25 protein-coding genes are annotated in these 25266 nt (G+C 69.7%); 8 read left to right on the top strand and 17 right to left on the bottom strand.

The window, feature by feature from the left end:
- Positions 1 to 158: 158 nt before the first annotated feature.
- Positions 159 to 989, top strand: coding sequence for a Cof-type HAD-IIB family hydrolase (locus OXG33_03355; protein ID MCY4112964.1), 831 nt, complete (start codon positions 159 to 161; stop codon positions 987 to 989).
- Positions 908 to 1627, top strand: coding sequence for an L-threonylcarbamoyladenylate synthase (locus OXG33_03360; GenBank protein MCY4112965.1), 720 nt, complete (start codon positions 908 to 910; stop codon positions 1625 to 1627). The genes OXG33_03355 and OXG33_03360 overlap by 82 nt, the downstream gene beginning before the upstream one ends.
- 191 nt (positions 1628 to 1818) lie before the next feature.
- On the opposite strand, the gene OXG33_03365 is transcribed toward OXG33_03360, so the two are convergent.
- Complete coding sequence (locus OXG33_03365; GenBank protein ID MCY4112966.1) at positions 1819 to 2274, bottom strand: GNAT family N-acetyltransferase; 456 nt, start codon at positions 2272 to 2274, stop codon at positions 1819 to 1821.
- A gap of 165 nt (positions 2275 to 2439) precedes the next feature.
- Between OXG33_03365 and OXG33_03370 the strand changes: the two genes are divergently transcribed.
- Positions 2440 to 3480 carry a Gfo/Idh/MocA family oxidoreductase gene (locus tag OXG33_03370; protein MCY4112967.1) on the top strand — a complete coding sequence of 347 codons (1041 nt, stop codon included), beginning with the start codon at positions 2440 to 2442 and terminating at the stop codon, positions 3478 to 3480.
- A 130-nt stretch (positions 3481 to 3610) separates the two neighbouring features.
- Here the strand turns inward: OXG33_03370 and OXG33_03375 are convergent, their stop codons facing one another.
- The 11 genes from OXG33_03375 to OXG33_03425 all read right to left on the bottom strand — a co-directional run bounded on the left by OXG33_03375 (position 3611) and on the right by OXG33_03425 (position 13532).
- Positions 3611 to 3739, bottom strand: a complete 129-nt coding sequence (locus tag OXG33_03375) for a hypothetical protein (GenBank protein MCY4112968.1) — start codon at positions 3737 to 3739, stop codon at positions 3611 to 3613.
- Between the two features lie 245 nt (positions 3740 to 3984).
- Positions 3985 to 5163: a DEAD/DEAH box helicase gene (locus tag OXG33_03380; protein ID MCY4112969.1), complete on the bottom strand. Its 1179-nt coding sequence runs from the start codon at positions 5161 to 5163 to the stop codon at positions 3985 to 3987.
- 587 nt (positions 5164 to 5750) lie between these two features.
- Complete coding sequence (locus OXG33_03385) at positions 5751 to 6011, bottom strand: hypothetical protein (GenBank protein MCY4112970.1); 261 nt, start codon at positions 6009 to 6011, stop codon at positions 5751 to 5753.
- A gap of 109 nt (positions 6012 to 6120) precedes the next feature.
- Positions 6121 to 7107, bottom strand: a complete 987-nt coding sequence (locus OXG33_03390; GenBank protein MCY4112971.1) for a transglycosylase SLT domain-containing protein — start codon at positions 7105 to 7107, stop codon at positions 6121 to 6123.
- Positions 7108 to 7123: 16 nt separating this feature from the next.
- Entirely contained in the window at positions 7124 to 7372 is a 249-nt protein-coding gene (locus OXG33_03395) for a hypothetical protein (protein ID MCY4112972.1), read from the bottom strand.
- On the bottom strand, positions 7369 to 8397 hold the full coding sequence (locus tag OXG33_03400; GenBank protein ID MCY4112973.1) for a hypothetical protein: 1029 nt from the start codon (positions 8395 to 8397) through the stop codon (positions 7369 to 7371). The genes OXG33_03395 and OXG33_03400 overlap by 4 nt, the downstream gene beginning before the upstream one ends.
- On the bottom strand, positions 8370 to 9050 hold the full coding sequence (locus OXG33_03405) for a hypothetical protein (GenBank protein ID MCY4112974.1): 681 nt from the start codon (positions 9048 to 9050) through the stop codon (positions 8370 to 8372). Before OXG33_03405 ends, OXG33_03400 begins: the two co-directional genes overlap by 28 nt.
- A gap of 9 nt (positions 9051 to 9059) precedes the next feature.
- The gene (locus tag OXG33_03410; protein ID MCY4112975.1) at positions 9060 to 11390 is read right to left on the bottom strand and encodes a hypothetical protein; all 2331 of its coding nucleotides are present in this window, start codon (positions 11388 to 11390) and stop codon (positions 9060 to 9062) included.
- A complete protein-coding gene (locus OXG33_03415) occupies positions 11391 to 12212 on the bottom strand; it encodes a hypothetical protein (protein ID MCY4112976.1) in 822 nt (273 codons plus the stop codon).
- 13 nt (positions 12213 to 12225) lie between these two features.
- Entirely contained in the window at positions 12226 to 12453 is a 228-nt protein-coding gene (locus tag OXG33_03420) for a hypothetical protein (protein ID MCY4112977.1), read from the bottom strand.
- Positions 12454 to 12677: 224 nt separating this feature from the next.
- Positions 12678 to 13532, bottom strand: a complete 855-nt coding sequence (locus OXG33_03425) for a phage major capsid protein (protein ID MCY4112978.1) — start codon at positions 13530 to 13532, stop codon at positions 12678 to 12680.
- 554 nt (positions 13533 to 14086) lie between these two features.
- Between OXG33_03425 and OXG33_03430 the strand changes: the two genes are divergently transcribed.
- From OXG33_03430 to OXG33_03445, 4 genes are all read left to right on the top strand, one after another.
- Entirely contained in the window at positions 14087 to 14329 is a 243-nt protein-coding gene (locus OXG33_03430) for an Arc family DNA-binding protein (GenBank protein MCY4112979.1), read from the top strand.
- The gene (locus OXG33_03435) at positions 14326 to 14724 is read left to right on the top strand and encodes a type II toxin-antitoxin system VapC family toxin (GenBank protein ID MCY4112980.1); all 399 of its coding nucleotides are present in this window, start codon (positions 14326 to 14328) and stop codon (positions 14722 to 14724) included. Before OXG33_03430 ends, OXG33_03435 begins: the two co-directional genes overlap by 4 nt.
- 23 nt (positions 14725 to 14747) lie before the next feature.
- On the top strand, positions 14748 to 16202 hold the full coding sequence (locus OXG33_03440; protein MCY4112981.1) for a sulfatase-like hydrolase/transferase: 1455 nt from the start codon (positions 14748 to 14750) through the stop codon (positions 16200 to 16202).
- A gap of 198 nt (positions 16203 to 16400) precedes the next feature.
- On the top strand, positions 16401 to 17717 hold the full coding sequence (locus OXG33_03445) for a hypothetical protein (GenBank protein ID MCY4112982.1): 1317 nt from the start codon (positions 16401 to 16403) through the stop codon (positions 17715 to 17717).
- A gap of 142 nt (positions 17718 to 17859) precedes the next feature.
- Here the strand turns inward: OXG33_03445 and OXG33_03450 are convergent, their stop codons facing one another.
- A complete protein-coding gene (locus OXG33_03450; GenBank protein ID MCY4112983.1) occupies positions 17860 to 19350 on the bottom strand; it encodes a hypothetical protein in 1491 nt (496 codons plus the stop codon).
- Positions 19351 to 19729: 379 nt separating this feature from the next.
- On the opposite strand from OXG33_03450, the gene OXG33_03455 reads away from it, so the two are divergent.
- On the top strand, positions 19730 to 20890 hold the full coding sequence (locus tag OXG33_03455) for a Fic family protein (GenBank protein ID MCY4112984.1): 1161 nt from the start codon (positions 19730 to 19732) through the stop codon (positions 20888 to 20890).
- A gap of 130 nt (positions 20891 to 21020) precedes the next feature.
- Here OXG33_03455 and OXG33_03460 read toward each other — a convergent pair whose 3' ends face one another.
- The 4 genes from OXG33_03460 to OXG33_03475 form a co-directional block, all read right to left on the bottom strand.
- Positions 21021 to 22319, bottom strand: coding sequence for a hypothetical protein (locus OXG33_03460; GenBank protein ID MCY4112985.1), 1299 nt, complete (start codon positions 22317 to 22319; stop codon positions 21021 to 21023).
- Between the two features lie 77 nt (positions 22320 to 22396).
- Positions 22397 to 22633 carry a hypothetical protein gene (locus OXG33_03465; GenBank protein MCY4112986.1) on the bottom strand — a complete coding sequence of 79 codons (237 nt, stop codon included), beginning with the start codon at positions 22631 to 22633 and terminating at the stop codon, positions 22397 to 22399.
- Complete coding sequence (locus tag OXG33_03470) at positions 22630 to 24312, bottom strand: hypothetical protein (protein MCY4112987.1); 1683 nt, start codon at positions 24310 to 24312, stop codon at positions 22630 to 22632. Before OXG33_03470 ends, OXG33_03465 begins: the two co-directional genes overlap by 4 nt.
- Positions 24313 to 24476: 164 nt before the next feature.
- Positions 24477 to 25232, bottom strand: coding sequence for a polyprenol monophosphomannose synthase (locus OXG33_03475; protein ID MCY4112988.1), 756 nt, complete (start codon positions 25230 to 25232; stop codon positions 24477 to 24479).
- Between the last annotated feature and the right edge of the window lie 34 nt (positions 25233 to 25266).

Raw genomic sequence — 25266 nt, forward strand, 5'->3', positions numbered from 1 at the left:
GCACGGCTCGATGTGTAAGCCATGTCCCCGAACCCGCGTAAACCATGTCTCCGGTCTTCGCAACGCGAGAGGGATGGGTTGGGGGTGATCCCGGCGCGGCGGCTGCCTCCATGGGAAGCGTACTATCCCCTGAAATCAACCCTGTGGCATCGCCCCTCGTGAGCCAATCCGCGTCCCCCGCGATCCGGCTGCTGGCCCTGGACCTTGACGGCACCATCGTCAGCGGCGAGCAGGGCGTCACGCCGCGGGTGCGAACGGCCATTCGCCGCGCCCAGGCTCAGGGCGTGGCCGTGACCATCGCGACCGGACGCATGTTTCGCTCGGCGCGGCGATTCGCCCGCGACTTGCACGTCACCGCGCCGATCATCTGCTACCAGGGCGCGCTGGTGCGCAATCCGATTGGTGGCGAGACCCTGCACTCGAGCGTGCTGCCGGTCGCACCCGGGCTCGACGTCGTGGCGTACGCCAAGACGCGCTGCTGGCACATCAACGCCTACGTCGATGACGAGCTCTACATGGAGGCGGCCACGCCCGAGGGGCGCTTCTACGCCGAGACTTCCGACGTGCCGATTCAGCTAATTCCTGATCTCGCGTCTGCCGTGCATCGCGGCACCACCAAGCTCGTCGTCGTGGCCGACGAGGCCGACGTGCCGGCGATCGTGAGCGACCTCGATGCGCGGTTCCGATCCGTGCTGGACATTACCCGCTCCCATCCGCGTTTCGCGGAAGCGATCGGACAGGACGTGAGCAAAGGCCAGGCGCTGCACTTGCTGGCGCGGTCGCTGGACATTGCGCCCGAGGCGACCATGGCGATTGGCGACAACCTCAACGACCTCGATCTCGTCACGGCGGCCGGCGTCGGCGTGGCCATGGGCGACGGCGACCCGCGCGTACGCGCCGCCGCCGATTGGGTCACCGGGACCTACGAGGACGACGGCGCGGCGCTGGCCATCGAACGGTTCGTGCTGGGCGAAGAGGCCGACCACTGAGTCGCTCCACGCCTCCCACCGAGGCGGCCATTGACCGCTGTGCCCAAGTCATCGCCGGCGGCGGGGTGGCGGTGGTTCCCACCGACACGCTCTACGGCCTGGCGGCCGGCATCATCAATCCTGAAGCCGTGGCGCGCGTGGCCGCCATCAAGGGTCGCGCGATGGGAACCGGCATGCCGGTGCTGCTGGCCTCGTCGGAGCAGGTCGCGAGCGTCGGCGCCTCCGCGCCCTATCTCGAAGAGCTTGGCGCGGCATTCTGGCCGGGCGGTCTGACCCTCGTGATCCCGGCCCGACCCGAAATCGACCCCCGCATCACCGACGCGCGCCGCACGGTGGCCGTGCGTGTGCCGGGCATGGAAACCACGCGCGAGGTGTGCCGCCGCGCGGGCGCTCCGATCACCGGCACCAGCGCCAACCGCCACGGGGATCCACCGCCCACGACCGCCGCCGAGGCCCGCGCCGCGCTTGGCGAGTCCGTCGACGCCCTGCTGGACGGCGGACCGGTCGGCGGCGCCGCCTCCACCATCGTCGACCTCACCGGCGACCGCCCGCGCATCCTCCGCGACGGCGCGGTTTCGTGGGACGATCTGCGCCGCATCGCGCCCACGATCATCGACGTCGAATCCCCTCTCCCATGAAAGGACCCCTGCGTCATCCCTCGTCATTCCTGCGGAACCGGTCCCCGCGCAAGCGAGGGCGGGAACCCTTCCTCACACGTCTCCCGACGATTCGAGAACGCCCGCGGTCCCGCCGGCGCGTCGCCCCAAGCATCGATCCGGGTGCACGGGAGCGCCCTGGCGCTCAGGTGCGCCAGTCGTTCAGCGCTTCCTTAGAGCTGCTTCACGAAGAGCGGGGCGGGATTCTCCTCGTTCCACAGGGTCGAGAACTCCTCGATCGGCACAAATCCCATAGCCTCGTAGAACGCGCGTGTCTGACGGTACGCCGCGCTCGGGCGCGAAGGGCCAAGCGTCTTGACGTGAAGCATAGTGACGCCCTCGTCGCGCAACCACGCTTCAGCGGATTCAAGTAGACGCCGCCCGATCCCTTGACGACGACGCTCGGGCGCCACGCCCATCACGTAGATCTCCGCTGAGCGCGCGAAGTGCCGCGTGACGGACAGAAAACCCCCAACACCGTCGCTACCGTGCGCGACGAACGTCGGCAGGTCATCAATCGTGCACTCGTAGTTGAGCAGCGCCTTCTCGATGCCGAACCAGTCTGGGAGCGCACGGAGTACAGGCATGACCCTACAGGCCTGATTCGCCAGCGGGCCGTCAATCCGCATACATCGGCTGCCGTGAACGAGATCGCCCGCAATCCTGCCACCGTTCGCGGAACTTCAGCGCCAGGTCCGAATTGCTTTCACGAGTCATAGGACGAGCGCACCTCTCGCCGGCGAGCCGGGTCTTGCCATGCCGTCGACTCCCTGCGTACCGTCCACCCAATCAACCTGCGCGCCTCGCCTGGTCGCCTCGTTTGGAACGGACTCGCTGATATGCGCGTGGGCGTAACCGGGGTCGGCCGCATTGGTCGACCGCACGCCGAACGGCTGGCAGCCAACCCCGACGTTTCTGCCGTTGTGCTGCACGACATCAATGCGACGCTCGCTTCCGCAGTGGCCGCCGATCTGGATATGCAGGCTGTCGCGGATCTTGACGCGCTCCTGTCGTCCGTCGATGCGCTGGTGATCGCCGCCATCACCACCGCCCATGCGGACTTGCTCAGCGCGGCCGTCGAGGCCCGTGTGCCGGTCATGTGCGAAAAGCCGATCTCGCACGACCTCGAGCGAGCCCGCAAAATTGTGTGCCGTGTGCATGCCCTCAACGTTCCCGTCCTCATGGGCTTCCAGCGCCGCTTCGACGCCGGCTACCAGGCCGCGCGCGATCTGGTCGCATCCGGTGGACTTGGAACGCTTTACACCTTCCGCACCGTTGGCCACGATCCCGAACCCGCCAGCGAGTCCTACATCGCTGGCTCCGGCGGCCTGTTTCGCGACTTTGGCGTCCATGATTTTGACGCCCTTCGCTTTGTCACCAACCAGGAAATCGCGCGCGTCTACGCCGACGCCACCGTGCGCGCCTTCGCGGTTTACGAGCGCTACGACGACGCTGACACGGCCGTAGCCACGCTCACCCTCGCGGACGGTGCGCTCGGGTTGGCCAGCTACACCCGGCACGACCCCTTGGGCTATGACGTCCGCATGGAACTGTTTGGCTCGCGCGACAGCGTGGTGGTGGGCTGGGACGACCAAGCGCCCCTACGCACCCTCGAACCCAACGGCCCGCCGCTTCACCCCACGCCCCATGCAACGTTCCACGACCGCTTTGCTGACGCGTACGCCGCCGAAATTTCGACATTTCTCGACGTCGCCCGCGGCCGCCTGTCATCTCCCAGCACTGTTGACGACGCACTCGAGGCTCTGCGCGTCGCCGTCGCCTGCAACCTGTCCCTGCGCGAACGCCGCCCCGTCGACCTCTCCGAAATCCCCTAGCACCAGCCGCTGAGGCCTGGCGGGCCAGTCCCGGGTCCGCGTGGTCCAGCGCTTGTGCACGTTCGTCACTCTCCCCCCGCTCCGGCCCCACGTTCCGCCGGGCCCAGAGGCCCACCGCGCCGAGGACGCCTCACCAGGGCTCCGGCGTGGGGAGCTGGGCCGCCATCATCCCCACCGTGCCGCCCACGAATAGTTGAAACCCTGCTGCCGCCGCGCTCGGCTTCATCACCTCGCGCACGGCTTGCATCACCTGATTCATCCGTGCTCTGCTTCCTTACCCCGCCTCGGGGTTGGGATAGCACCGCTTGGCGGTCATAACCAGCCGCCAGTCCTGCGGGCGGAACGCGGCTTCACCGGCCCGACGCGCCGCAGAGTTCAGCGCCGCCAAGGAGTCAATGGTGCGCCCGCACATCCTCCACGCCGGCGCCATCCCGCCAGCCGGATCCCCCGCCGTGGTTCGAGTCGCCGGCCACTAATGTGGCCCAGGTTGTTTGGGTCCGGCGCCTAGCTGGAAACGGCTGAAGCGCTGGGGGAGGAAAAGGCCGGACGGCGCCGTGGCACTCCCCGGCGGCGGGACGTCCGCTGTGGGTGCCGCGGCGGCTGATCCGGGCCTTGCGTGCTTGCTTGGCCCCCCTTCCACGGCTTACGGATAAAGCGGCGGCCGAGTCCGCGCACAATCTCCCGCCACTTCTTTTCCTCATCTGGCGTGACGAACGTCACGGCCTCGCCGGAGCGGCCCATCCGACCGGTTCGTCCGACCCTGTGGGTGAAGAGTTTCTCGGAGTCCGGCAGGTCATAGTTGATGACCTGCTCGATACCTTGGATGTCCAACCCTCGGGCAGCGACGTTTGTAGCCACAAGCACCGGCGTGGTCCCAGACCGGAAGTCCGCCATCATGCGCTCGCGTGCGCGCTGGCTGAGATTGCCTTGCAGCGCACCGACCGGATAGCCCAACGCCGCGAGCTGTTTGGCCAGCTTCTTCACACCGTGCTTGGTCCGTCCAAAGATGATGACCGGCGCATCCTTTCGATCATCGAGCAGGGCCCGGAGCGCGCCGAGCTTGTCGTGTCGTTTTATGGAGTAGATCAGGTGCTCGACGGTGGGCGGCGCGTGCACGTTCGCGTCCACCTGCACCGTCACCGGGTGGCGCAGGTGCTTGGCGGCCGTCTTCGCCACCCACCCTGGCATCGTCGCCGAAAAGAGCACGGTCTGGCGGCTGGCAGGCGTCCGGCTGAGGATGGCCTCGACGTCACGAGCGAACCCCATATCCAACATTTCGTCCGCCTCGTCCAAGACCATGACGCGCACGCCGCGCAGATCGAGCGTGCCCTGCCGGAGGTGGTCGAGCGTGCGGCCCGGCGTGCCAATGATGATCTGGGCGCCGCGTTTCAATGCCGTGGATTCCGGCCGGAACGACCGGCCGCCGTAGAGCAACGTGACGCGCAGCCCCTGGGGCGCGGCCAACGATTCAACGACGCCGGCCACCTGGATGGCCAGCTCGCGCGTGGGCACGAGCACGAGGGCCTGTACCCGGCGGACCGATGGGTCGCAGCGTTCGGCAAGGGGCACCGCGAAGGCCAGGGTCTTCCCGGATCCGGTGCGCGCCTGTCCAATCAAGTCATGCCCCGCCAGGAACTGGGGGATCGTTTCGTCCTGAATGGGCGTGGGCGCCGAGATGCCCATGCGCGAGAGCGCGGATCGGCTGGCCGCACTCAGGGCAATTCCGGGAAACGCCGATGAGACATCGGGAGCGTCGGCAGCCGAAGGAGTGCGCGGTGAGCGCGGCTCCGACTCACGCGCCCTTGGCGCGGCGGAAGAGCCGTTGCGCCGAGCACTGAAGCACGGTGGACAGTACACGGGCCGGTCCGGCCGTGGTCGGAATGGGACGGTGGTCGATGTGTCGCAGTCAGCGCAGACGGCCGGATGGCCGCCGGAACGGCGGGGACGACGTGACCGGGTCGGTCGAGGTTCAAAAGACATACAGACATGAACTCCATGGGCGATGCAGGGTGAACACGGCGATTCAGCGCGGGGCGAGGAGACAAACGGACAGGAGTTGTACGAGGGGTAATCCGCCGCCGGGTGAATCCCAGGTGCGCCGATTGTGGCGCCTGTATTCACCCTAACAGACCGCCGAGGTGTCATGGGGAGGGTCCCGATTCACGAAACATCGGGCGATGCCGAGCGCGCCCGGCGGTGAACAGACGCGGTGCAGCACCACGTTGACCGCCGGCTCGCACCCGGCATCGTCGATTGCGCCGGCCGCTGCGCTAGCCGATCCGGAGAACCCCCAACCACGACCCGTGTCGGCTGCGCACGGCCTTGTCGAGCGCGGCCAGCGCGCCGGCGGCCGCGGCCACACCCGCCGCACCGAAGAGCTGCGACCCGAGCTCGTAGATCTCCGGGCTTTGCACGGCGGCCACCGCGCCGGGAACGCCGCCCGCAACGAACGCGGCGCTCGCAATGCGCACGAAGCGCCGCAGCACGCTCAACTTCAGGCTGTAGGTCGTCGTCATCGGCTGTCCCTTCATCCAACTGCCTCCTTCACTTGCCCCGCGTTCGACGCGGGGTCCTGTCGAACCTCTGAACCGTCTAGGTCCGTCATTCCGGTCAAGCGTCTGCCGAGGCGCACCCCCTCCGTCACTCAGGCGCCATCGGGTCGTGGTAGAACCGTTCGGCGGCCATGACCCGCCGCCAGTCCTCCGGGCGAAACGCGGCTTCGCCGGCCCTTCGCACTGCCTGGATCACCTCGCCGAGGTGTCCCAGCGCCGCCAGCTTGCGGCTGTGGTTGGCGTCGCGGTCCCGCCGCAGCGCCTCGATCTCCGTCGTACGTGCCATGTCCAAGCCCTTCAGAATCGCGTCGGCGTATCGGTAGCCCTGCGCACGGAAGGCGCCGTCCGAGTTGCGGCCGGTGTTGTAGTCCGCCAGCGCCTCGCGGTAGTCGCCGCCCCGGTGGTCGAGGTGCGCCGCCATCAGCCGCGCCGCATAGTCCAGCGCCGCGAACGGGTCGAAGGTGCGCCCGCGCATCGCCGGGTGCCAGCGCGGGATAATCTGCGCCAGGCCCTCGGCCCCCGCCCGGCTCACCGCCAGCGGGTTCCAGTTGCTTTCTACCGTGATCTGCCGGCGAAATACCTCGGGGGCGTACCCAACGTCACGCGCGTACTCCACCGCGTAGAGGCGCAACGGGTCGACCCGCGCCCCGTGCACGCGAAACGTCGCCGGATCGATCACGCCCGCCAGTGAGGCATCCAGGTGCACGTGGTTCCCTGTGCTGTTTCCGCTGGAGTCGCACAGCCCGAGCGATTGGCCGGCCGCCACGCGCTCGCCCACGCGAACCGTCGGCGGCTCGTCGAAATGCAGCAAGCGCCACAGCACGCCCGCGTCGTCGCGCAGCGCCACGGCGTTGCCATAGGGAAACCCGTCCCGCACCAACGGCGCCCGCGTGCTCGGCCGGTCTGTTGTCCAAACCGCCGCAATCGTTCCCGCCGCCGGCGCTTTCACCGGGCGGCGGTACACCGACTCCCGATGCAACGCCACATCGAGTCCGCCGTGGCGATAGCTTCCACGGTCCAGACCGAACACCGAGGTCACGCGAATGACGCCGTCGAGCGGCGGCAGATAGGCCATCAGCTCGCCTCGCCGGTCATCGCAGCACCAAGGCCAGCACGCCGCCGCCCACACTCGTCAGGGTCAGCCCGACCAGCCCGTAGATCACGCTGCGAATGGGTCGAAACTCCGCCCGCGTCACATAGGTCCCGCGCGCCTCGGCCTTGTGCGCCGCCAGATCCGCCCGCAGTTGCGCCACCTCGCGCAGGATCGACGCCGTGCGCTCATCGATGCGGGCCAGGAGACGGCCGTTGCCGTCGGACGTCGGGCGTGCGCCGCTCGTCACGCCCAGATCCGTCGAAAGTCGGTGTCGGCCTCCGCCATCCGCCCCACGCCGTCGGTCAAGGCCTCATCGCGCCAATGGCCGTCGCCGTTGGCATCCACGAACCAGGCCAGGCCCTCGAGGCGTCGCCCGAACACGGCGCAGGTGTAGGCAAAGGCGTTCGGCAGCAGGCCCGCCGGATACGCGGCCGAGGAGGGCCCATCCGTGCGCGCGTTGTACTCCGCGACGATCACCGGCTTACGCGCCAGCCCGACGGCGCGCAGGGTTTCGTCCCACGTCTGCAAGACGTTAGAGCCCCATCGCCGCCCCAGGCGGTCGCGCGGGTCGCGCCACGGCTCGTGACGTCCGCCGTGCGCGCGGCCATCCGGGCCGGTGCGCGCGTAGGCGTGCAGCGCCACGCCCTGGAAGCGCCGCGACCAGACGGTTCGCGCGGCGTCCCGGCATCGCTCCCAAAACTCCGCCGTGTAGCGCGCCCAGGGCGACTGCTCGACCTCGGCGATCGGCCGTCCGCCGCGCGGTGCGAACGGCCCCGTCGGCGTGACGAAGAAGCGGCAGGGCGATCCGGCGTGCGTCCGCCACACCTGCAGGGCGTTCCAGGGGTTGCTCGACGTGGTGCCGGCGCCGTTGAACACCCGCGCCATCCAGGCAGGGCTCACGCTGGGATCCTCGGTCTCGGAGCGCCTCCAGTTGGGCTCGTTGCCGAACGTGACGTCGATGCCGCCGAAACGTGGCGCCAGCGCCTCCAACCCGTGGAGATACGCGTCCAGCTCCGCCTCGGTCCTTGGCTGATCGACGCCGGCTCGGTACTTGACCTTGAGCAGGATCCGGTGCCCGGCGTCGCGCAGCACGCCGCAGCGACCCGCCATGTCCAGCCAGTGGCGCCGCCGGTCACCCCCGGGATGGGTATACACGTGCTCGACAAAGAGGGTCGGCACGGGATAGCCCGGCGTCCGCGCCGGATTCCAGAAGTGCACACCGAGGAGCGGCGCGGCCTCGGCCATCAGGCCCGCGGCCCAATGGCGAGCCACGCGAAGCCGTTCCACAAGTTGTTCGCGGCGTGGGTGACGGAGGCTTCAGCCGTGAACCCGGTGGCGCTGATATCAATCGCGAACCAGCGGGTTATCAGGATTTGGTCGCCGAAGACAGTGATGGCGTCGCCGTTTGGCTCGGCGCCGCTGCCGGTGACCGTCCCAAGCGCCGTCACGAACACGATGGGCGCTGCCGAGAACGCCTGCGCGAAGGTCACGGTCTCGGTCCGGCGATTGCCGCCGCCACGGGCGGAGACATAGCCCCAGCCCACCTCGGCGCGAAGGCTCGAGACGTTGGCGTCGTTTCGCCCCGCGCCGTTCTGGATGTTGGTCAGCGCGATGCCGCCGACGTTGGGCGCCAGCTTCGCCGCTGTCACGGCGGCGTCGGACAGCTTGTCGGCGGAAACCGCCGCGTCCGCCAGTGCGTCCGTGACCACCGCGCCGGGCGCGAGCTTCGGGCTCGTGACCGACCCATCAGCGAGCGCGTCGCTGGCCAGGGACGGTCCTTGCCCCGCCGTGCCGTCGTGCCGATGCCCGGCGGCGGCATCGAAGGCCGCGTCAACCACGTCCGCATTGGCGTTGACGCCACCCACGTCATACCGCTCCGCGGGCAAGGGCTTGGTGAGATTGAGGTTCAGCGTCGTCGTTGGCATCGGTCCTCCTTAGAGCTGGCTGATCTGGCGGTGGGAATAGGCCGCCAGGTGGTCATGGCGATACGTCGCGAGGCGCCGATGCCGGCCATGGGCGGCTGTCGGCCGGTACTCCGTGGCGGAGATGTGCATGGCCCACGCAAGTGGCCGGCCCGTTGCGCGGACCTCGGCTTCGCGCACCAGCACCTCCAGCGCCTCGCCGTCGGGGGTGGTGAGCACCACGGGCAACTCCGACGCCGCCGCGGCCATGAGCGCCTGCTTGAGGTCACGCGCCGACCGACGGTCCCGGCCTCCGTCGCGCAGCGAGAGCCGGTCCGCCAGCCGCGCGCGGAAGTCAAAGACACGCCGAAATCCGGTGCGCGCCGCGAAGGCCAACGTGACCGCCCGAATCACCGGCGTGGCGCGGTCGCTTTGTGACGTGAGCCGCAGGCGCAGGTCGATCGAGGTTCCGGCCACCGCCGAGCCAAAGTCCACCCGCTGGCCCGAGACGGTGGCGAATCGACCGAGTGGCGCATAGGCTCCTTGCCCGTCCAGCCGGTAGGCGGCGTCGACATAGGCCTGCGGACCCAGGCGCGCGCCGTCAATGACCAGACCGAGGAACGCGGTGCGCCGGGCGGCGGGGCTGCCGTGAAAGCGCGACAGCCGCAACTCGCCCGACGCCGCGAAGCGACACTGCGGGTCGTGCAAGGGATTGGCGGTGTGCCGCGGCAGGATGATCGCGCCGATGTCGCCGTCCAGCCCGAGGTACAGCCGCGGGTTAGGCCCCGGAACATCCGAAACCCACATGTGGCGGCATTCGCGTTTGCCAAGGTCGGCCAGCGGATGCCAGGCGCCGCGCTCGGCGTCGTGGCACATCAGATAGGTGACGCCCTGGTCGCTGCGAAGGGCGGCGTACAAGAAAAAGGCGTCGCCCGCGCAGGCGGTAATGCGACCGCGCACCGGCGAGTCGTTGTCCGGCAGCGTCTCGGGACCGACCAGCTCGAACACGCCCGGCGTGAAGCGATGGAGCCCCACCTTCGACGGCAGCCACAACGCCCCGCGCCACACGGCGGCGCCGCGGTCGGTCCTTTTGTCGGACGATCCGACCGGGTGCGGCCACGCCCGCTCCAGCTCCGCGCCGCCGGATCGCGGCGCGCGGAACAGCCCGTCGGTCTTGACCACGTACGCCGTGTCGCCCAGCGACACAAGCTCTGTCAGGGCGTGACCCGGGTCCCCAACCGGCACGCCTGCGGTCCACGTCGCGGCGTTGCCGCCGTCCACCGAGCGCGAAATCTGCGGTGCGCCGGCTTCCGACGACGAGCGCAACAGCTCATGTCCGACCACGAGGAACCCGTCGGCCTTGCGGGGCTGATGCACGGCAATGGCGTGCAGCCGCGCCCCGCTGTCCAGCGGCACGGTCGCCGACAGGCGCAGCCAAAACGCTTGGATGCCGTCCACGCGCGAGGGACGCCACGTGACGGGCTCCGTGAACTCCGCCGCGCCGGCGCGCCGCAGCGTGGCGGACTCGGCGATCGTCCGGTCGACCCAGTCACTGACGGGCGCCCACCCAGCGCCCGTCCAGAACTCGGCCGTGAGCGTTGCGGCCCGCCGGTTGACCCGTTGGCGCGGGTCCAGCCGCACGCTGTCGAACGGTGCGTCCGCTCCCACGAGCAGCCACGCGCCGGTTGCGGCCGTGCCGCTCAGGCGAACCTCGTTCGACTCCGTCTGGTCGGCGTAGGTCACGCCGCCGTCGGTGGTCGCGAGCACGGCGGACGGCCTGGCCAGCACTCCCGGATGGGGCGTCCAGGCGTTGCCGTCGAATGTCCAGAATGGCCCGTCGCCGGGACCACCGCCGACGGCGACGAACGCGTGCGGGGCCGCCGCCGCACCCTGGAATACAGCCGCCGAAACCGGCGTGACGCCGTCGGCAAACCGGTGCGCCACCGTCCAGCGGGCGCCGTCGGTCGATTGGTAGACCACCGAGCCGATCAGCGCGTACTGCACGCCGCCCAGCTCGAAGTTTCCGCGCACTACGCCGTCCGCGCTGGTAGGGCTCACGGTCAGAGCGGGCGGCAGCATGACCTGGTTGGGAAAGCGCGCGTCCACGAAGCCGTGGGCGTACTGCCGCCCGCCGTCAGCGGGCGCCGTGCTCGCGCCGTAGCCGCCCGTCAGGTCGCCGGTGGTCCAGGCGGCCTCATGCTCGGGAGGAAACGGCGCGTAGGCGCGGGCCGGCGCCGCGATCGGCGGCGGCAGGGCTTCCAAGCGGCGCTCACGCCAGGCCAGGCCGCCGTCGTCGTCCAGCATCAGGCCCGTCCCATGCAGCACGCAGTCATAGGGGAAGGGTGATCGCCGCGATCCGGGCATCTACAGCCGCTCCCCGAGTTGCACTCGCCGCACGGCCCGGGGCTGGTAGAGCCGCGAGAGCCGCTGAAACTCGTGCGCGGCCTCTCGCTGCAGCGCGGCGTACCGGTCCACGTCCGCCGCCGGCGCGTCGCGCCGCAGGCGTCGATAGGCGTGAGCCAGCGCCCCGGCCACCACCCAGTCGGCCGGGGCGTCGGTGTTGCTCTGGTCGGTGGGCAGAGCTTCGTAGGGACGCAGCGCCTCGACCACCAACCGGCCGCCCGGCGCGTGCCCAACCTCCAACCAGAACGGCGAAGGACTTGCGACCGGACGCCGCGTGAGCCGCCACCAGTCCACCGCGCGCAGGTGCTCGCCGCGCGGCGACGCGCCACGGCGCTCCCAGACCTCAACGACCTGCTGGCGTCGGTTCACCCACTCCGGCAGCGGGAACTGCCGCTGGTCGTCGGCAGCCGACGTCAGATCGGCCAGCGTTCGGTGCCAGCAGCGGGCCAGCGTGTCGTCGATGGCCTGATGCAACTCCGCCGGCGAGAGCAGGCGCAGAAGCTCGTACTCCGCCGTCCCGTCGACGGGCTGCGCGAAGGGCCGATTGACCGTGACCGACCCCGACGCCGGGTCGTAGACCGTCACGCGCCGGACCTCGCCCGCATTGGCGCCCGCGGTGATGTGCAGCCAGGCGCCGGTCCACAAGTCGTCGGACGCGCCGGCGTCTTGAAGCTGGTCGGGGTCGGCCAGCGCCACGGTGGACCCGCCGCCGGCCACGCCGACCACCGTGCGCATCATCCGCGCGGCAACCGCCTGCCGCAGCGCCGCTCGCGAGACGCTCACGACCACCCGCCCATCAGGCGTCGCGCCATTGCGGCCGCTGCGCGTCGAGCCGCTCGCTGAAGGCGCTGCCACGGTCGGCCAAGCGCCGGCGCTGGCGTTCGAGCGCCGCCTCGGCCGCGTCGGCGGCCTCGCTCGCGTCGGGGGTCACCACCACCACCGGCGAATGCGGCGTCGCGCCCCGGAAGCGGTGCACTAGCCGCGCCCGCCGCTCCCGCGGAATCCAGATGATCGGACCAGACATTCACACGTCCCTTCTTCACCGGCGCCGTTCGCCGCCGGCCGTTGTTCCCGTAGGGGCGGCCCTGGTGGCCGCCCGCGATGTGCCGCGCGCTCCAGTCACGGGCGCCCACGAGGCGCGCCCCTACCCGGAGCCCCGCATGTCGAGAGGTTTCGGGGGGCGGCCGCAGGGGCCGCCCCCACCGCGCCGAATCCGTTGCACGCGATTTCGGCAGCGGCGCCCGTCGCCTAGCTGCTAGGCGCCGCGGCGTCGAAGTACATCTCCACGCCCCAGGCGTCCTGGTACTCGGCATAGCCGTAGTCGGCCACGACGTTGAGTTCCCAGGCGCGCAGCGAGGCGTCGCGCTCGCGCTCCACGGCCCAGTCCTTGAAGATCACCAGGACCAGCGCCTCGCGGGAGAACACCCCGCCCTTCGCGTCGTCCTCGGCATCCACGGACAAGTTGCCGGCCTGGAACAGATCGACGCCGAAGGCCCGCCCGACCCAGTGGTTTTCGAGCACCGACTGCGAAATGCCGCTGGGCACCGGATAGGTGCCAACGGGCGCAAGGTCCGCCGCCAGGTCATGCGCCTGGTAGGGATGCAGCACCGCGTAATACGGCATGGGCGCCGGCTCGGCGGCCGCGTGCAGCCGCGACACCGCCGCGCGCAAGTGCCCCATGGTGATGGACTCGCCGGCGGCGCCCAGCGAGGCGCCGAAGCCGTCCAGCAGCCCCAGCAGGTCCGCGTCCAGCTTCTTCGCCACCGCGTCGCCGAGCACGCGGCCGGCGGCGCGCGCCATGTCCTCGCGCGCCGTGCGCAGCGCCCGGTCCGTGATCACGATCTGCGCGCCGACCTCGGCCGGCGTGATCGTGACCTTGGTGGTCGCCAGCGTCTGCGGGTTGGTCATGTCCACGCCCTCGGTGAGGGCGCCGGCCGTGACCGTGCCGAACTTGGGAATCTCCAGCGTGTCGCCGGAACCGCGGCTCACGCGGTAGGTGCGCACCAGCGGCTCCATAACCGTGCGATGCATCTGAGTCCGGCGCGCTTCGGCGATCACCGTGTCGACGACGTCCCCAATCGAGGCGCCCGTCGTAATCGCCATGGACTCTCCTTTCACGCCCCAAACGGGCGTCGGGGGAGCGATGAAAGCTCGCCGCGCGGCTGCGGGAGACAGCCCCGAAAGCGGGGGGCGTCCCGAAGGCGGCGACCGGGGCACCGGGCCGAACTCCTGCCGGTGATGCCGCCGGACCGCCGCCTTCCAGCCGCGCGGAAGCGTGCGGCGCCTGTTGATCGGAACGCCGGAGCGCCGGCGCCGGTCCGCACGGGCGTCCATCCGCCTTGCAAGGCGCGTCCGCCGCCTGCGGGCCGGCCCGGCGGCGCCGGGCGCCGACCGAGGCGCACACCCACGGGACCCACTCGGGCGGCTCCGGGTCCGGAGCGCCGGGCGCATCCGCGTGCGTGCTTACATAGAGCACTCTACGTTACTTTAGTAACGTATGCAAATAGAGTACAGAGCGACAAGGCTTTGCGCGGCGGCATCAGACGGAGTTCGGTGGCCCGGTCTGCGTGCAGCGTGGGGATTCTCATGGGAATCTTGGCAAGGACCTCGTGGATATTGGTGTGCTATCGTCTTGATATCACTATTGGAGAGACACCATGCGGCAGATTGCGCTGCGAGGAATTCCTGACGACCTGCACCGCGAACTGAAGGCGGCGGCAGCGCGCAACCATCGCAGCCTCAACGGCGAGATCCTGGCTCGCCTCACGGCTTCCGTACGCCCCGGCACCGCGGACGTCACGGCACTGCTGGCGCGGATTCGACAGCGGCGCGAGACTCTGGGCCCGATCGACCTCAGCGAGGCGACACTGCGGGAGTTGCGAAACGCCGGTCGCCTGTGATCGTGGTCGACACGAACATCATGGTCTACCTGCTCATCGGCGGCCCGAGCGGGCCTGACGCAACGCAGCTCCTGGAGCGGGATCCCCTGTGGGCGGCACCCGGAATCCTGCTCAGCGAGCTGCGCAACGCGCTGGCGAGCTTCGTACGACGGGACGCGCTGTCGCCGGAGCATGCTGAGGTAATGTGCGCGGACGCGGTGGAGGTGCTGGGGGATCGTGTGTTCACGGTTCCGAGCACTGACGTCTTGGACACCGCGCTGGCCTGTGGACTGAGCGCCTATGACGCCGAGTTCGTGGTCTTGGCACGCCAACTAGATGTGCCTCTGGTGACCGCTGACCGAGAGATCCTGCGTTCCGCGACGGACGTTGCGGTCTCGCTGGTCGACCTGTCGTAGCAATGCCGCGCCGGAGATCACCAATGCAGCCCCAGAACCTCCTCGTCATCATGTCCGACGAGCACAACGCCCGCATGCTCGGCTGCGCCGGGCATCCGCAGGTCCAGACGCCGCATCTCGACGCGCTGGCGGCCCGCGGCACGCGCTTCACCAACGCCTCGTGCAACATCCCCATCTGCGTGCCGTCGCGGGCGAGCTTTCTCACCGGGCGCTACGGCCACGAGATCGGCGCCTGGGACAACGCCATGCCCTACACCGGCGACGCGGCACCAAGCTGGGGCCACCGCCTCGCAGCCCATGGCCGTCAGGTCACCACGATCGGCAAGCTGCACTACCGCAACACGCGCGACGACATCGGACTGCCGGACCAGCGCCTGCCCATGCACGTGATGCACGAGCGCGGCGACGCGTTCGGCTCGATCCGCTGGGACATGCCACGCGCGCGACGCCAGCTCGAGAACGTTCACGCCGCCGGCCCGGGCGATTCGGAATACCTGCGTTACGACGCGGCCATCGCCGACGAGGCCTGCGCCTGGCTGCGCGAGGAGTCCGGACGGCACACGGATCCCTGGTGTCTCTTCGTCTCCTTCACGTTGCCGCACTTTCCCCTAGTCGCGCCGCCGTCCGACTTCGCGCGCTACCCATTGGACGACGTGCCGCTGCCGATCCAATGGCAGCCCGACGAGTGGCCGGATCATCCGCACGTATCGGCATTCCGCGAGGCGCGGATATTCACGCCCGACGACTTCCCGGGCGAGGAGCCCACGCGCCGCGCCATCGCCGCCTACCTGGGCATGTGCACCTACCTCGACCGGCAGATCGGGCGGGTGCTGGGCGCGCTGGAGGCCTCCGGCCTGGCCGACCGCACGCGCGTGATCTACACCAGCGACCACGGCGAGACCCTGGGCGACTATGGACTCTGGGGCAAGAGCGTGATGTACGACAGCGCCGTGGCCGCGCCGCTAATCCTGGCCGGACCCGATGTGCCGGCAGGCGCGGTGCGCGACGTGAGCGTCTCGCTGGTGGACGCCTTTCCGACCATTTGCGAGGGGGTGGGCGTGCCGCTCGAAGCCGCCGACGCAGACCTGCCCGGCACGTCGCTGTGGCCGCTCGCGCGGGGCGAAGGGCCGGCGTCGCGCACGACCTTCGCCGAATACCACGCCAGCGGCTCGGTGTCGGGCGCCTTCATGCTCCGCGACGAACGCTGGAAATTCGTGCACTACCACGGCTTTCCGCCGCAGCTCTTCGACCTGTCACAAGACCCGGAGGAGCGTCAGGACCTGGCAGGCGATCCGTCATACGCCGCCGAGTTGCAGCGCTTCGAGGCGCAGTTGCGGACGATCGTCGATCCCGAGGCCATTGAGGCCGAGGCAAAGGCGGCCCAGCGCCGGCTGGTGGAGCGCCGCGGCGGCGAGGCCGCCGTCCGCGGCGCCGGCCCGCAGATCAACTTCACCCGCGCGCCGGGGCACTTCCGGTAGGCGGGAAACGTGCCGGACCGCGCGCCACGCTGGACCTTCGCCGGCGGCAAATCCGAGTTCAAGTGACGGAAAACGCTGGATTCGGCGGATTCGAGACTTCGTAAGGCCGGCCGCTGTAGCCTCAATGGTCCGCCGCGTTTGCTCGAGCATTCAGCCCTCGCCAATGCACCCTGACACGCTCCGCCCCATCACCTGACGATGGGAATCGCCGTCTGGCAGATCGCAGGTTGGACGTCACGGCTGCTCCTGCTGGGCGCCGTGATCTTTTGGTGGGGCGGATATGCCGCCACGCACCTCTTCAGCCTGGCGTTCCCGGAGCTGCTTCCGCCCTGGGACCCCATCCTGGGCCAGCTGGATGCCGACAACGAAGGCACGATTGCAAACTCCGTGTCGGCCGCCGGCTTGGCGTGCGTCACGGCGCTGGCGCTCGCCGCGGCCGCTGTTAGCTTACGCCGGTCGGCCGGCTGGATCGCGGTCGCCGGATGGGCCGCGCTGACCCTGACGGCCGCGGCTTTGACTTTCGAGGAGCTTGCCGAGTTCAAGGACCGTGGACCAATCTCCCTGTTCGACCAGGCCGGACGCACAGGTCTGCCGTGGCCCGTCTTGGTGAGTCCGCTGGTCGCCGTTTTCGTGCTGGCGATGTGGCTCTTTGTCCGCAAGGGTCTGCGCGCGCGGGCGGCCCGCGATCCGCTGACGCTTGGAGTTGCCTGCTGGGTGTTTGCGCTCGTGCAGGAGGCGATCGGGCGTTGGATGCCTACTGGCGGAGCGGTGTCGCTGGGGTACGTGCTCGAAGAAACCGCGGAGTTCAGCGGGACCCTGCTGATCGGGCTCAGTGCGCTCGCCGTGCTGCGCGACGGCCGCCCGCCGCCGTATCCCCTCTTCGGCGGCCGCTGGCGTCGGTCGCTCGTTGGGTCGATCGCGGCGCTGGCCATTCTTGGAGGCCTTGCGCTCGCGTTCCTCTTTCGTGCGCCACTGATCGAGGCCCTGGCCCCCTACACGCGTGCCGGCGCCTTCGAGGTGACCCTCAGCCGCCAGGAAGCCCTGGTCCAGGAGTTCCGCATGCCCGCCACGCCCGTGCAGAGCCTCGGGCTCCTGCTCTTCAACTGTGAGTGGGACGGTCACGGGGGAGCGGTGACGGTGCGCGTCACACCCCTCGACGCGCCCGACCGCACCCTTGCCGAAGGCTCGATCGAGGTCCCGGTGGGCGACTGCCCGCGCTGGAAGACGATTGAGCTCCACCCGCCGCTCACCGCCGCCGAGGGCCAGCCGCTGGCCGCGCAAGTTGCGGCCGATGTCGGGCCTGGCGCGGAGCTTGGCGTTGGCCTGACAAATGGCAACCGCTACGAGGACGGCCGACTCTGGATCAACGGCGAGTTGGTCTGGCCGGATCAGAACCTGGAGTTCGTCGCCTACAGCGCGCCCGAGGCCACGCTCGGCAAGCTGGCCGCGATTTGGCGGCTCCTCACACCGACGCACGCTGGTGGCTGCTGCTGGCGGACGCGGTCGTCGCGCTGACGGCGATCACGCTGATCCCACTCGTCCTCGTGGAGAGCGTCCGACCAGGGCCGCCTGGTCTCGGGCTGTTCCCAGCACGCCGACAAGGGCGCCAGCCGCGGGAGTAGTCAACCCTGTGGCGCGGCCCGACTCTCCGCGTCCTTCAGTCGCTGCGACGGCGCCACCCACCGCCGGCGCCGCGGGTCTCAATCGCCCAGGCGAGGCCCAGAACCACCAGCAATCCCGCCGCCAGCACCGCGATCGTCCATGGGCCCAGGCGGTGCACCACAAAGAGGTCCGGCCCTATCAGACCATCGACCCACTGGCGAGCCAGCCGCAGGTGGGCGCCGATGAGCGAGAAGTGGGGATTCCACTCGATCTGCTCCGGACGAGCCCCGTGGTCCCAGAGATTGCGCCAGCCCGACTGGTAGTCGAACAGCACGCCCAGTACCGAAAGGCCGGTCGACCACGCCGCGAGCCCCAGCGTCGCCAGGCGCATGCCCAGCGTCGCCGACACCGACTGAAGCGCCAGTCCCACGCCGAGCGCCAGGAACGGCGTGACGGTGGTGAGATATCGAGGCCCCCAGGAGACGCCGCCGTACCAATCGTCGAACGACCCATAGCCAATGACCGCCAGCACGGTCAGCGCCAGCATGGCCAGCCAAACTGGCCGCCGCGACGTCGCGCCGAGGATCCCCCACAGCCCCACCGCGGCGACGGGCATGAAGACCAGCAGCCCAAAGCTGGGACTGGCCAGCACACCGAAGATGCCGATATACGCGCGGTCCGTCTGCCAGAGGATCGATGCCGTCCGATAGCCGACGTCAAAGAAGTCGCCGGTTCGGTAGAGGTTCCAGAGCCCGATGCCCGGAATGGCCACGACGGCCCACGCAGCGGCAAACGCCAGCCCGCGGGTCAGGCCGACCCGCGACAGCCGCCCTTCGCTCAACAGGCTCAAGACACCGACCGCCAGCGCGAGGACCACGAACTCCGGCCGCGTCAATGCGGCAAGTCCGGTGAGGACGCCGGCAACGGTCCAGGCGCCTACGCCCGAGCGCGAGCCGGTGACCGCGACAAACGCCAGCACGCTGAACAACCCGGCAAGCGGGATATTGGCGAGCCCCTGGGCATAGACCCAGAGGGGGCTGGCAAGTGCCAGCACCAGCGCCGCGGCCGCGGCGTTGGGGGGACGCAGGCCAAGATTGCGCCCCAACAGAAACGTTGCGCCCACCAGCAAGGCGGCGATCGCCGGCCCGTAGAGCAGCGCGGCCACCGGCCGCACCGCGCTCGGTTGGGGAAACGTCGACGACGGGGACGGTGGCATCGAGTTGGTCCAACTCGCAAGGAGATAGGCCGGCGACATCGCCGCCCACGAAAGCAGGCCATACCGGCCGGTGGTCCGGTCCATCGACGGGTGTTGCAGCGTCAGCAGCTGCTCGCGGGGGAACGGCTGCTCGCCCGCCAAGTCTGGGCTGCCCGTTTCAACCAGCGCCCGGGCCGAGGCGTAGTTGGTGATCTCGTCGACGCTGTAGGCATGTGCGCCCGAGGAAAGCGCATAGATCAGGCCCGCCAGCAGCGCCAGCACCGCCGCGCGAGCCACGTCGAGTCTCGACGAGCCGAGGTCCAAGGCGCCGCCGTCGGGGCTCGCGTCCACGGTCGACCGATTCAGGCTCCGCCATCGCGCCGCCAACGTGACGCTGCGCCTGGAGACCTGCGTGCCGCGCGGAATCGCTCGCGCAAACGGGAGTCGAATCGAAGTGTCGCCGCAACCGACGGTGCGACCGAGTATGGCCGCGCCCGGTCCGGGCTCGCCAGCGCCACGCGGAGACGTCCACCAATCCCGTGCACACTGGCTCGCGGACCGCCTTCACTCGTGCGCCCAAGCGGTCTCAGTTGACGCCGCGCGTCCGACGGCCCGAGATCAGGCAGCTTGGTCTAGTGGAATATCGCGTTGGACCAAGAGATTATTCCCTTGACAGACCGCGGCTATCGAATCATCCTCTACCGGAAGGGTGTGGTGGATTGGTGCATGCATGAAACTTTCACTAGCCGCGGATGTCCGCGATATCGACACGGAATCTCTGTTCCGGCGTCTCTACGAGGTCCGCACGCTGATCCCGGTCGGCTACGAGCCCTATTTCCGCGACCGCGCGCGCTATCTGAGCACGATTGCCTCGGCGAAGGTGGAGGGCAACCCCCTCGGCTACGAAGAGGCCCGGGTCGTGTGGTCGGGCGAGGCCGATCCGGTCCGCCCCGAGGAGCGCGAGCTGACGAACCTGTGGGGCGCGTATGAGCTGATGGAGCAACTGGCGGCGGACGCGACGGTGCGGATCGACCAGGGGCTCCTGCGCGCCATGAACTCGCTGATCCTCGAGGGCTTGCCGGAGGCGATGTCAGGGCGCCGTGGGCAGTACCGCACGGGACACAGCCTGATCGAGGACGCGGAGACGCGCGAGATCCGCTACCGTCCGCCCCCGCCGACTTGGGTCCCGGACCTGATGGACCAGCTCCTAGCCCACATCCAGCGATGGGTGGCCGAGGAAAGCTATCCCCCGCCGATCATCGCGGCGCTGGCGCACGCCGGCCTGGTCTCGATCCACCCGTTCGAGGAGGGGAACGGTCGGACGGCCCGTCTCCTGGCCGACATGATCCTGCACCAGGCGGGATGGTCGGCGGAGGGCATGCTGGTGCTCAATGTGGTGATCTGGCGCGACCGCGACAGCTACTACCAGGCACTCCGCGACACGCACGGTCTGGACTTCCAGACGGAGGTCGATGGGACGCCGTTCGCCGCGTTCCACACCGACGCCCTGAGCACGGCCGCCACCAAGCTTGAAGAGTTCGTCGTGGCTTTCAAGGGGCGTCAGGACGCCTGGCGGGACGAGTTCGGCACACGTCTGAACGAACGGCAGACGCTGGGCCTGACGTACATCATCGACACGGGCTCCGTGTCCAGCTCCATGTATGCGCGCCTGATCGGCGCATCCCCATCCACCGCCTATGCGGACCTGACGCACATGGTGTCCTGCGGCGCCGCCGTGCGATCGGGCAAGGGACGAAATACGCGCTATGCGGTGAATCCGGACCTGTTGGCCCAACTGGTCGCCGCAGCCGAGCGGTCGGGTTGGGCGGAGCGATATACGAGAAAAGGCCGCCGGCGCGACTCGGACGGCGGCAACGGCTCTGGTCCGTAGCCCGACGCTGCTCACTCGGTAGCGTCCGCGTCGGCCTGGCGCCACGCCTTGCGCTCGCTGCGGCGCGTATTAGTCATATCGTTAGTCAACCTTGACTGCCAGGGAGCCGGGCATCGCGCCGGGTAAGTCCCTACCCCACCAGCGCGAAGGGCCGATACTCGCGCGGGGGACGCGCCACGGGGCCGAAGCGGTCGTAGAGCCAGTAGGCCAGCGCCTTGATGGCGTGGTTGTCGCGGTCGATGGGCAGCTCCGAAATCGGGCGGTCGTCGCGCGCCTCGTGGTAGCGGTAGCTGCCGAATTCCTGCATCAGCGCACGGCAGGCCGGCGCCACCGTGAGCCGCGGCTCGCCGCTGGCCGGGTCGCGCAGAAACGTCCGCAGCCGGTCGATGCCGTCCTGGATCCGCACCGGCCGTGACCGCAGCCGCAGCCCGGCCAGGGCCTGCCAGATCTCCACCTGGCTGGCGCTGGCGTGGTGCTGACGTCCGGCGACGTCGATCACGCCGCCGCTCACGCGCGGCCACCACCAGCGCCGCCGGCACTCGGCGATGACTTCGGCGGCGACCATGCGCCGGTGGTAGACCTCGTCGATCACCCACGCCACGCCCGCCGCCTCGGTTACCGCGAGCACGGCATAGGCGCCCGCGTAGCCCGGGTCGATGGCCAGCTCAACGGTTTCAACGGTGGCCGGGTCGAGCGATGCCACGTGCCGTGCCGGCTCGAACTCGGGGAATACGAGGGTCGCGGGCGGGCAGGGCACTCCGCCGAAGCGTTCCCGGAACACCGCCGCCGGATAGGTGGCTTCGAGCGCCTCGATCTCGGCGTCGGCGCGTCCGCCCGGATACAGCGTCCGGTTGGACCAGGTGGGGATGGAGAACGACGCCGCGCCGTCGGCATTCACCACCTGCCAGGCGCTGAAGTGGTCGGCGTACCAGCCGCGCGAGCCCTCGAAGGTGCCGCTCAGCCAAAGCCAGCCTCGGCGCTCCGCCACGCGGCCCCGCAGCCGCAGGTAGACCTCATAGGGCAGCTGGGCGGACTCGCAGCCCAGAATCCCGTCGGGCGCCTCGCCGGCCAGCCGGGCCGGATCGCGGGCTGACTTGGTCACGATCCGCGCTCCGGTACGCAGCGTCAGCCGGCACTGCTCCGAGCTGGGGAAGCTCAGGCTGTCGACGGCGCCAATGGCGGCAAACGTCTCGGCCAGGTAGCGAAACTCGGGCCGGCAGAGCTCATAGTCCGGGCCCACCAGCCAGTAGAGCCGGCCTTCCAGGCAGCGGCCGAACAGCTCCATGGCGGCGCTGCGGCTCTTGCCGGCGCGCTCACCGCCCGCGATCAGGCGAATGCGCGCGGATGAGTCGTGCGCCTGCCGCTGCTCGGGACTCGGCTCGTAGCCGACGCGCCGCCACAGCGCCTCACGCGCTGTCCACATCTTCACTCAGGCCGCTGCAGCATCCACGGCGCAACGCTCGAGGGCGGTTCGCGAACCGCCTCTAGCAGACTCCGGCACGGGCCTCACGCGCTGTGCGCCAGGCGGGCGCGAATCTCCTCCAGCAGGTTCACGAGCGCGTCCTCGGACGCCTCGGCCGAGCGGTCGAAGGCGTACTGCATCACCAGCTCGGCAGCCCAGCGTTCGCCCTTGCACGCGCGCCGGATCACCTCCGCGCAGATCTCGTCCGTGTGCTCCTCGGCCAGCGTGCGAAACCGGGCCGGAAAGTCGTGCGGCGAGGTCCGTCGTCTCGCCGCCGTCACGATGCCGCCCTTTCTGACGCAGGGTTTATTTCCGCCGCCGCGCCGCCATCGCGGCGCCACAGCTCGCGCCGGACCTCGGGGTCGTCCAGCATTTCCTCGCGCAGGATCTCCGCCTGCATCTCCGCCGCGTTGGCGATGCCCAGCTTCTCCTGCATGGCCCAGCGCCGGGACGCCAGCTTGGCCGCGACCAGGTTGGCCGCGTAGGTGCCCTGGGCAATCTCGTCCGCCGGGGCCAGGGCCTCCAGCTTGGCGCGCACGGCGTAGTAGCCGTTGACGTCGCGCGGCGAAAGGCCCAGCCACGCGGCGTCGTCATCGCCGTAGACGTAGACCGTCTCGCGCACCCGGTGCTCGACCAGGCGCCAGGCCAGCTGCACGATGCGCTCCAGCGCCTGCTCGGCGTGCCGCGTGATCTGGTTGAACGACAGTCGCGCGGCGTTGATCAGCTGGTTCAGGTAGTACCCGCTGGTGTTGCCGTCCGGGGCGATGCCAAAGAGCACCGTGGGCACCCCCGCCTGGTCGATCATCGAGCGCGTGAGGGCGATCAGCTCGTCGAGATCGGGCGGCGTGCCCGACCATTGCAGCAGGCTCAGGTCTTCACCCGGGAACAGCGGCAGAATCTCGCCCGGACGGAACTCGATCGGCGGCGGGCGGCCGTCCTCGCCCAGCGCGGCGTCGCTGCCGGCGAAGCCAGTGAGCTTGGGCGTCGGGTACGCGTAGAGGTGCACCGCGTTCTGTTTCATGGTCAGCAGCCGGTCGAGCAGCGGCACCAGGTATTCCACCGACGCGAGCATCGACTCGCCGGCCTTGGCCGGGTCGCGGCTGGGCGACTGGTTGCCGTGCGCCATCACGTAGGGCACCGCGCCATAGGCGTGGCGGCCGCGCCGCACGAGGTGGCCGTCAACCAGGTAGGCGAAGTGCTCGCGATCCCAGTATTCGATCACGCGCACGCAGCCGCCGGCGGCTGCGGGACCGTCGCTCGCCGACGCGCTCCCCGCCGGCGCGAGGCGGCCCGTCCGGCGGTCTTCCACCAGGCCGTAGCGCCGCATCATGAGCCACTTGGGGCGCTCGGAAATCTCCAGGCAGGCCTCGATGCCGTCGTCGCCGATCAGGGGATAGAAGGTCAGCACGTCCACGTCGCGCCAGGCCAGCGGAAAGGGCGCGGATCGTTTGAACCGGGTCGAGCGCTCGTTGAAGCCGGTGTCGGTCTCGGGACCGGCGTCGCCGCGGCGCGGATAGCCCGTCCAGCGCTCGGGCACGTAGACCAGCTTCATCACGCCGGTGCCGTCGGCCACCAGCGCGTCCACGAACATGCCGAAGATGTCGCGCCCGGCGTCGTTCTTCATGCGCCGTAGCGCGGCGGCCGTCCAGCGCTCGCGCCGCGAGGCGTTCGCCCGGCTCTCCGGCGTCTGGTCTGGCGGCGGCACGCTGACCGTCGGGTGGTTGGCCGTCAGGCTGCCCACGACTCGCTTGAGCTGCTCCCGCGCCAGCGGCGTCCGCACCTCGCGGGTCGTGGCCCGGTAGGCCGCCGGAATATCCACCGGCTCTTCCATGAACCGCAGCCGCCGCAAGCGCTCGATGCGAGCGTTGCGCCCGCCGAACTCGCTCAGCAGGTGCTGCTCCAACTCTTGCACATAGGACTCGGACGGTGGCGGCAACGCGTCGGGGCGTGGCTGGGACAAGAAGGCCTCCCGGTGTCAACGGCGCGGCGACCGCGGCACGCGCCAACAGCTACAGGCCTAATCCTAGATCGTTACAATAGTAACTTCCAAGACTATTTGGTAATCCAGCGGCGTTCCGGCAATGCGCGGTCGTGACGCGGGGTGCTAGCTGCCAGGCGCGTCGCTCACGTCTGTCGTGGGCGGAAGACGTCTGCCAGCCGCAGCCGCCAGATGACAAGCAGGTATTCCGCGATGTCCCGCAGGCCCAGCTTGGTCTGTCCGCGGTCGCGCTCGCGAAAGAAGACCGGCTCCTCGACGACGCGTGCGCCGCCCCGGCTCAGGCGGTGCAGCAGCACGACGTTGAAGGCGTAGCCACGCGCGCTGAGGCCGCCGACATCCGCCGCGCGCAGCGCCGCGGCGCGGATGGCCCGATAGCCCGCCGTGCAGTCGTGCACGTGCCGCAAGCCGGCAATCCAGCGCGTCAGCTGGTTGCCCCATGCCGACAGCAGCCGCCGGCGCAGGCCCCAGCGTTCGTCTATGCCTCCTCCGGTCACGTAGCGACTGCCGATCACCACGTCGACGCCGGCCGACAGACGATCGAGCAGGCGGTGTGCGTCGGCGGGATCGTGCGAGAGATCGGCATCCATGACCACGATCGCTTGTGCCCCAAATTCATCCAGCGCGTGGCGCATCCCCCGCACGTAGGCGTGGCCCAAGCCGCACCGCGGGCCTTCCAGGAGATGGACCCGGGGATCACCCGCGGCGAACGCCCGCACCAAGTCGCCGGTGCCGTCGGGGCTGCGGTCGTCCACGATCAGCACCGCGGTGTCGGCGTCGGGGTGCAGCGCGGTCAGCCGCTCGAGCAGCGGCGTGATATTGCCTGCCTCGTTAAAGGTGGGAATGACGAAGCAGACGCGCAGGGCGGCCGGAGAATTTGGCATCGCCGCAGCATGCCACCGCCGACTGCGAGCTGCC

The sequence above is a fragment of the Chloroflexota bacterium genome (genome assembly GCA_026708035.1).
In the GTDB taxonomy this organism is placed as follows: domain Bacteria; phylum Chloroflexota; class UBA11872; order UBA11872; family UBA11872; genus JAJECS01.

What these genes read in the sequence shown, in the direction of transcription:
- OXG33_03365 (MCY4112966.1), bottom strand. Translation starts at nt 2,274, where the DNA reads ATGCGGATTGACGGCCCGCTGGCGAATCAGGCCTGTAGGGTCATGCCT.
- OXG33_03375 (MCY4112968.1), bottom strand. Translation starts at nt 3,739, where the DNA reads ATGAATCAGGTGATGCAAGCCGTGCGCGAGGTGATGAAGCCGAGCGCG.
- OXG33_03380 (MCY4112969.1), bottom strand. Translation starts at nt 5,163, where the DNA reads ATGGGCATCTCGGCGCCCACGCCCATTCAGGACGAAACGATCCCCCAG.
- OXG33_03385 (MCY4112970.1), bottom strand. Translation starts at nt 6,011, where the DNA reads ATGAAGGGACAGCCGATGACGACGACCTACAGCCTGAAGTTGAGCGTG.
- OXG33_03390 (MCY4112971.1), bottom strand. Translation starts at nt 7,107, where the DNA reads ATGGCCTATCTGCCGCCGCTCGACGGCGTCATTCGCGTGACCTCGGTG.
- OXG33_03405 (MCY4112974.1), bottom strand. Translation starts at nt 9,050, where the DNA reads ATGCCAACGACGACGCTGAACCTCAATCTCACCAAGCCCTTGCCCGCG.
- OXG33_03410 (MCY4112975.1), bottom strand. Translation starts at nt 11,390, where the DNA reads ATGCCCGGATCGCGGCGATCACCCTTCCCCTATGACTGCGTGCTGCAT.
- OXG33_03420 (MCY4112977.1), bottom strand. Translation starts at nt 12,453, where the DNA reads ATGTCTGGTCCGATCATCTGGATTCCGCGGGAGCGGCGGGCGCGGCTA.
- OXG33_03425 (MCY4112978.1), bottom strand. Translation starts at nt 13,532, where the DNA reads ATGGCGATTACGACGGGCGCCTCGATTGGGGACGTCGTCGACACGGTG.
- OXG33_03430 (MCY4112979.1), top strand. Translation starts at nt 14,087, where the DNA reads ATGCGGCAGATTGCGCTGCGAGGAATTCCTGACGACCTGCACCGCGAA.
- OXG33_03440 (MCY4112981.1), top strand. Translation starts at nt 14,748, where the DNA reads ATGCAGCCCCAGAACCTCCTCGTCATCATGTCCGACGAGCACAACGCC.
- OXG33_03445 (MCY4112982.1), top strand. Translation starts at nt 16,401, where the DNA reads ATGGGAATCGCCGTCTGGCAGATCGCAGGTTGGACGTCACGGCTGCTC.
- OXG33_03455 (MCY4112984.1), top strand. Translation starts at nt 19,730, where the DNA reads ATGAAACTTTCACTAGCCGCGGATGTCCGCGATATCGACACGGAATCT.
- OXG33_03475 (MCY4112988.1), bottom strand. Translation starts at nt 25,232, where the DNA reads ATGCCAAATTCTCCGGCCGCCCTGCGCGTCTGCTTCGTCATTCCCACC.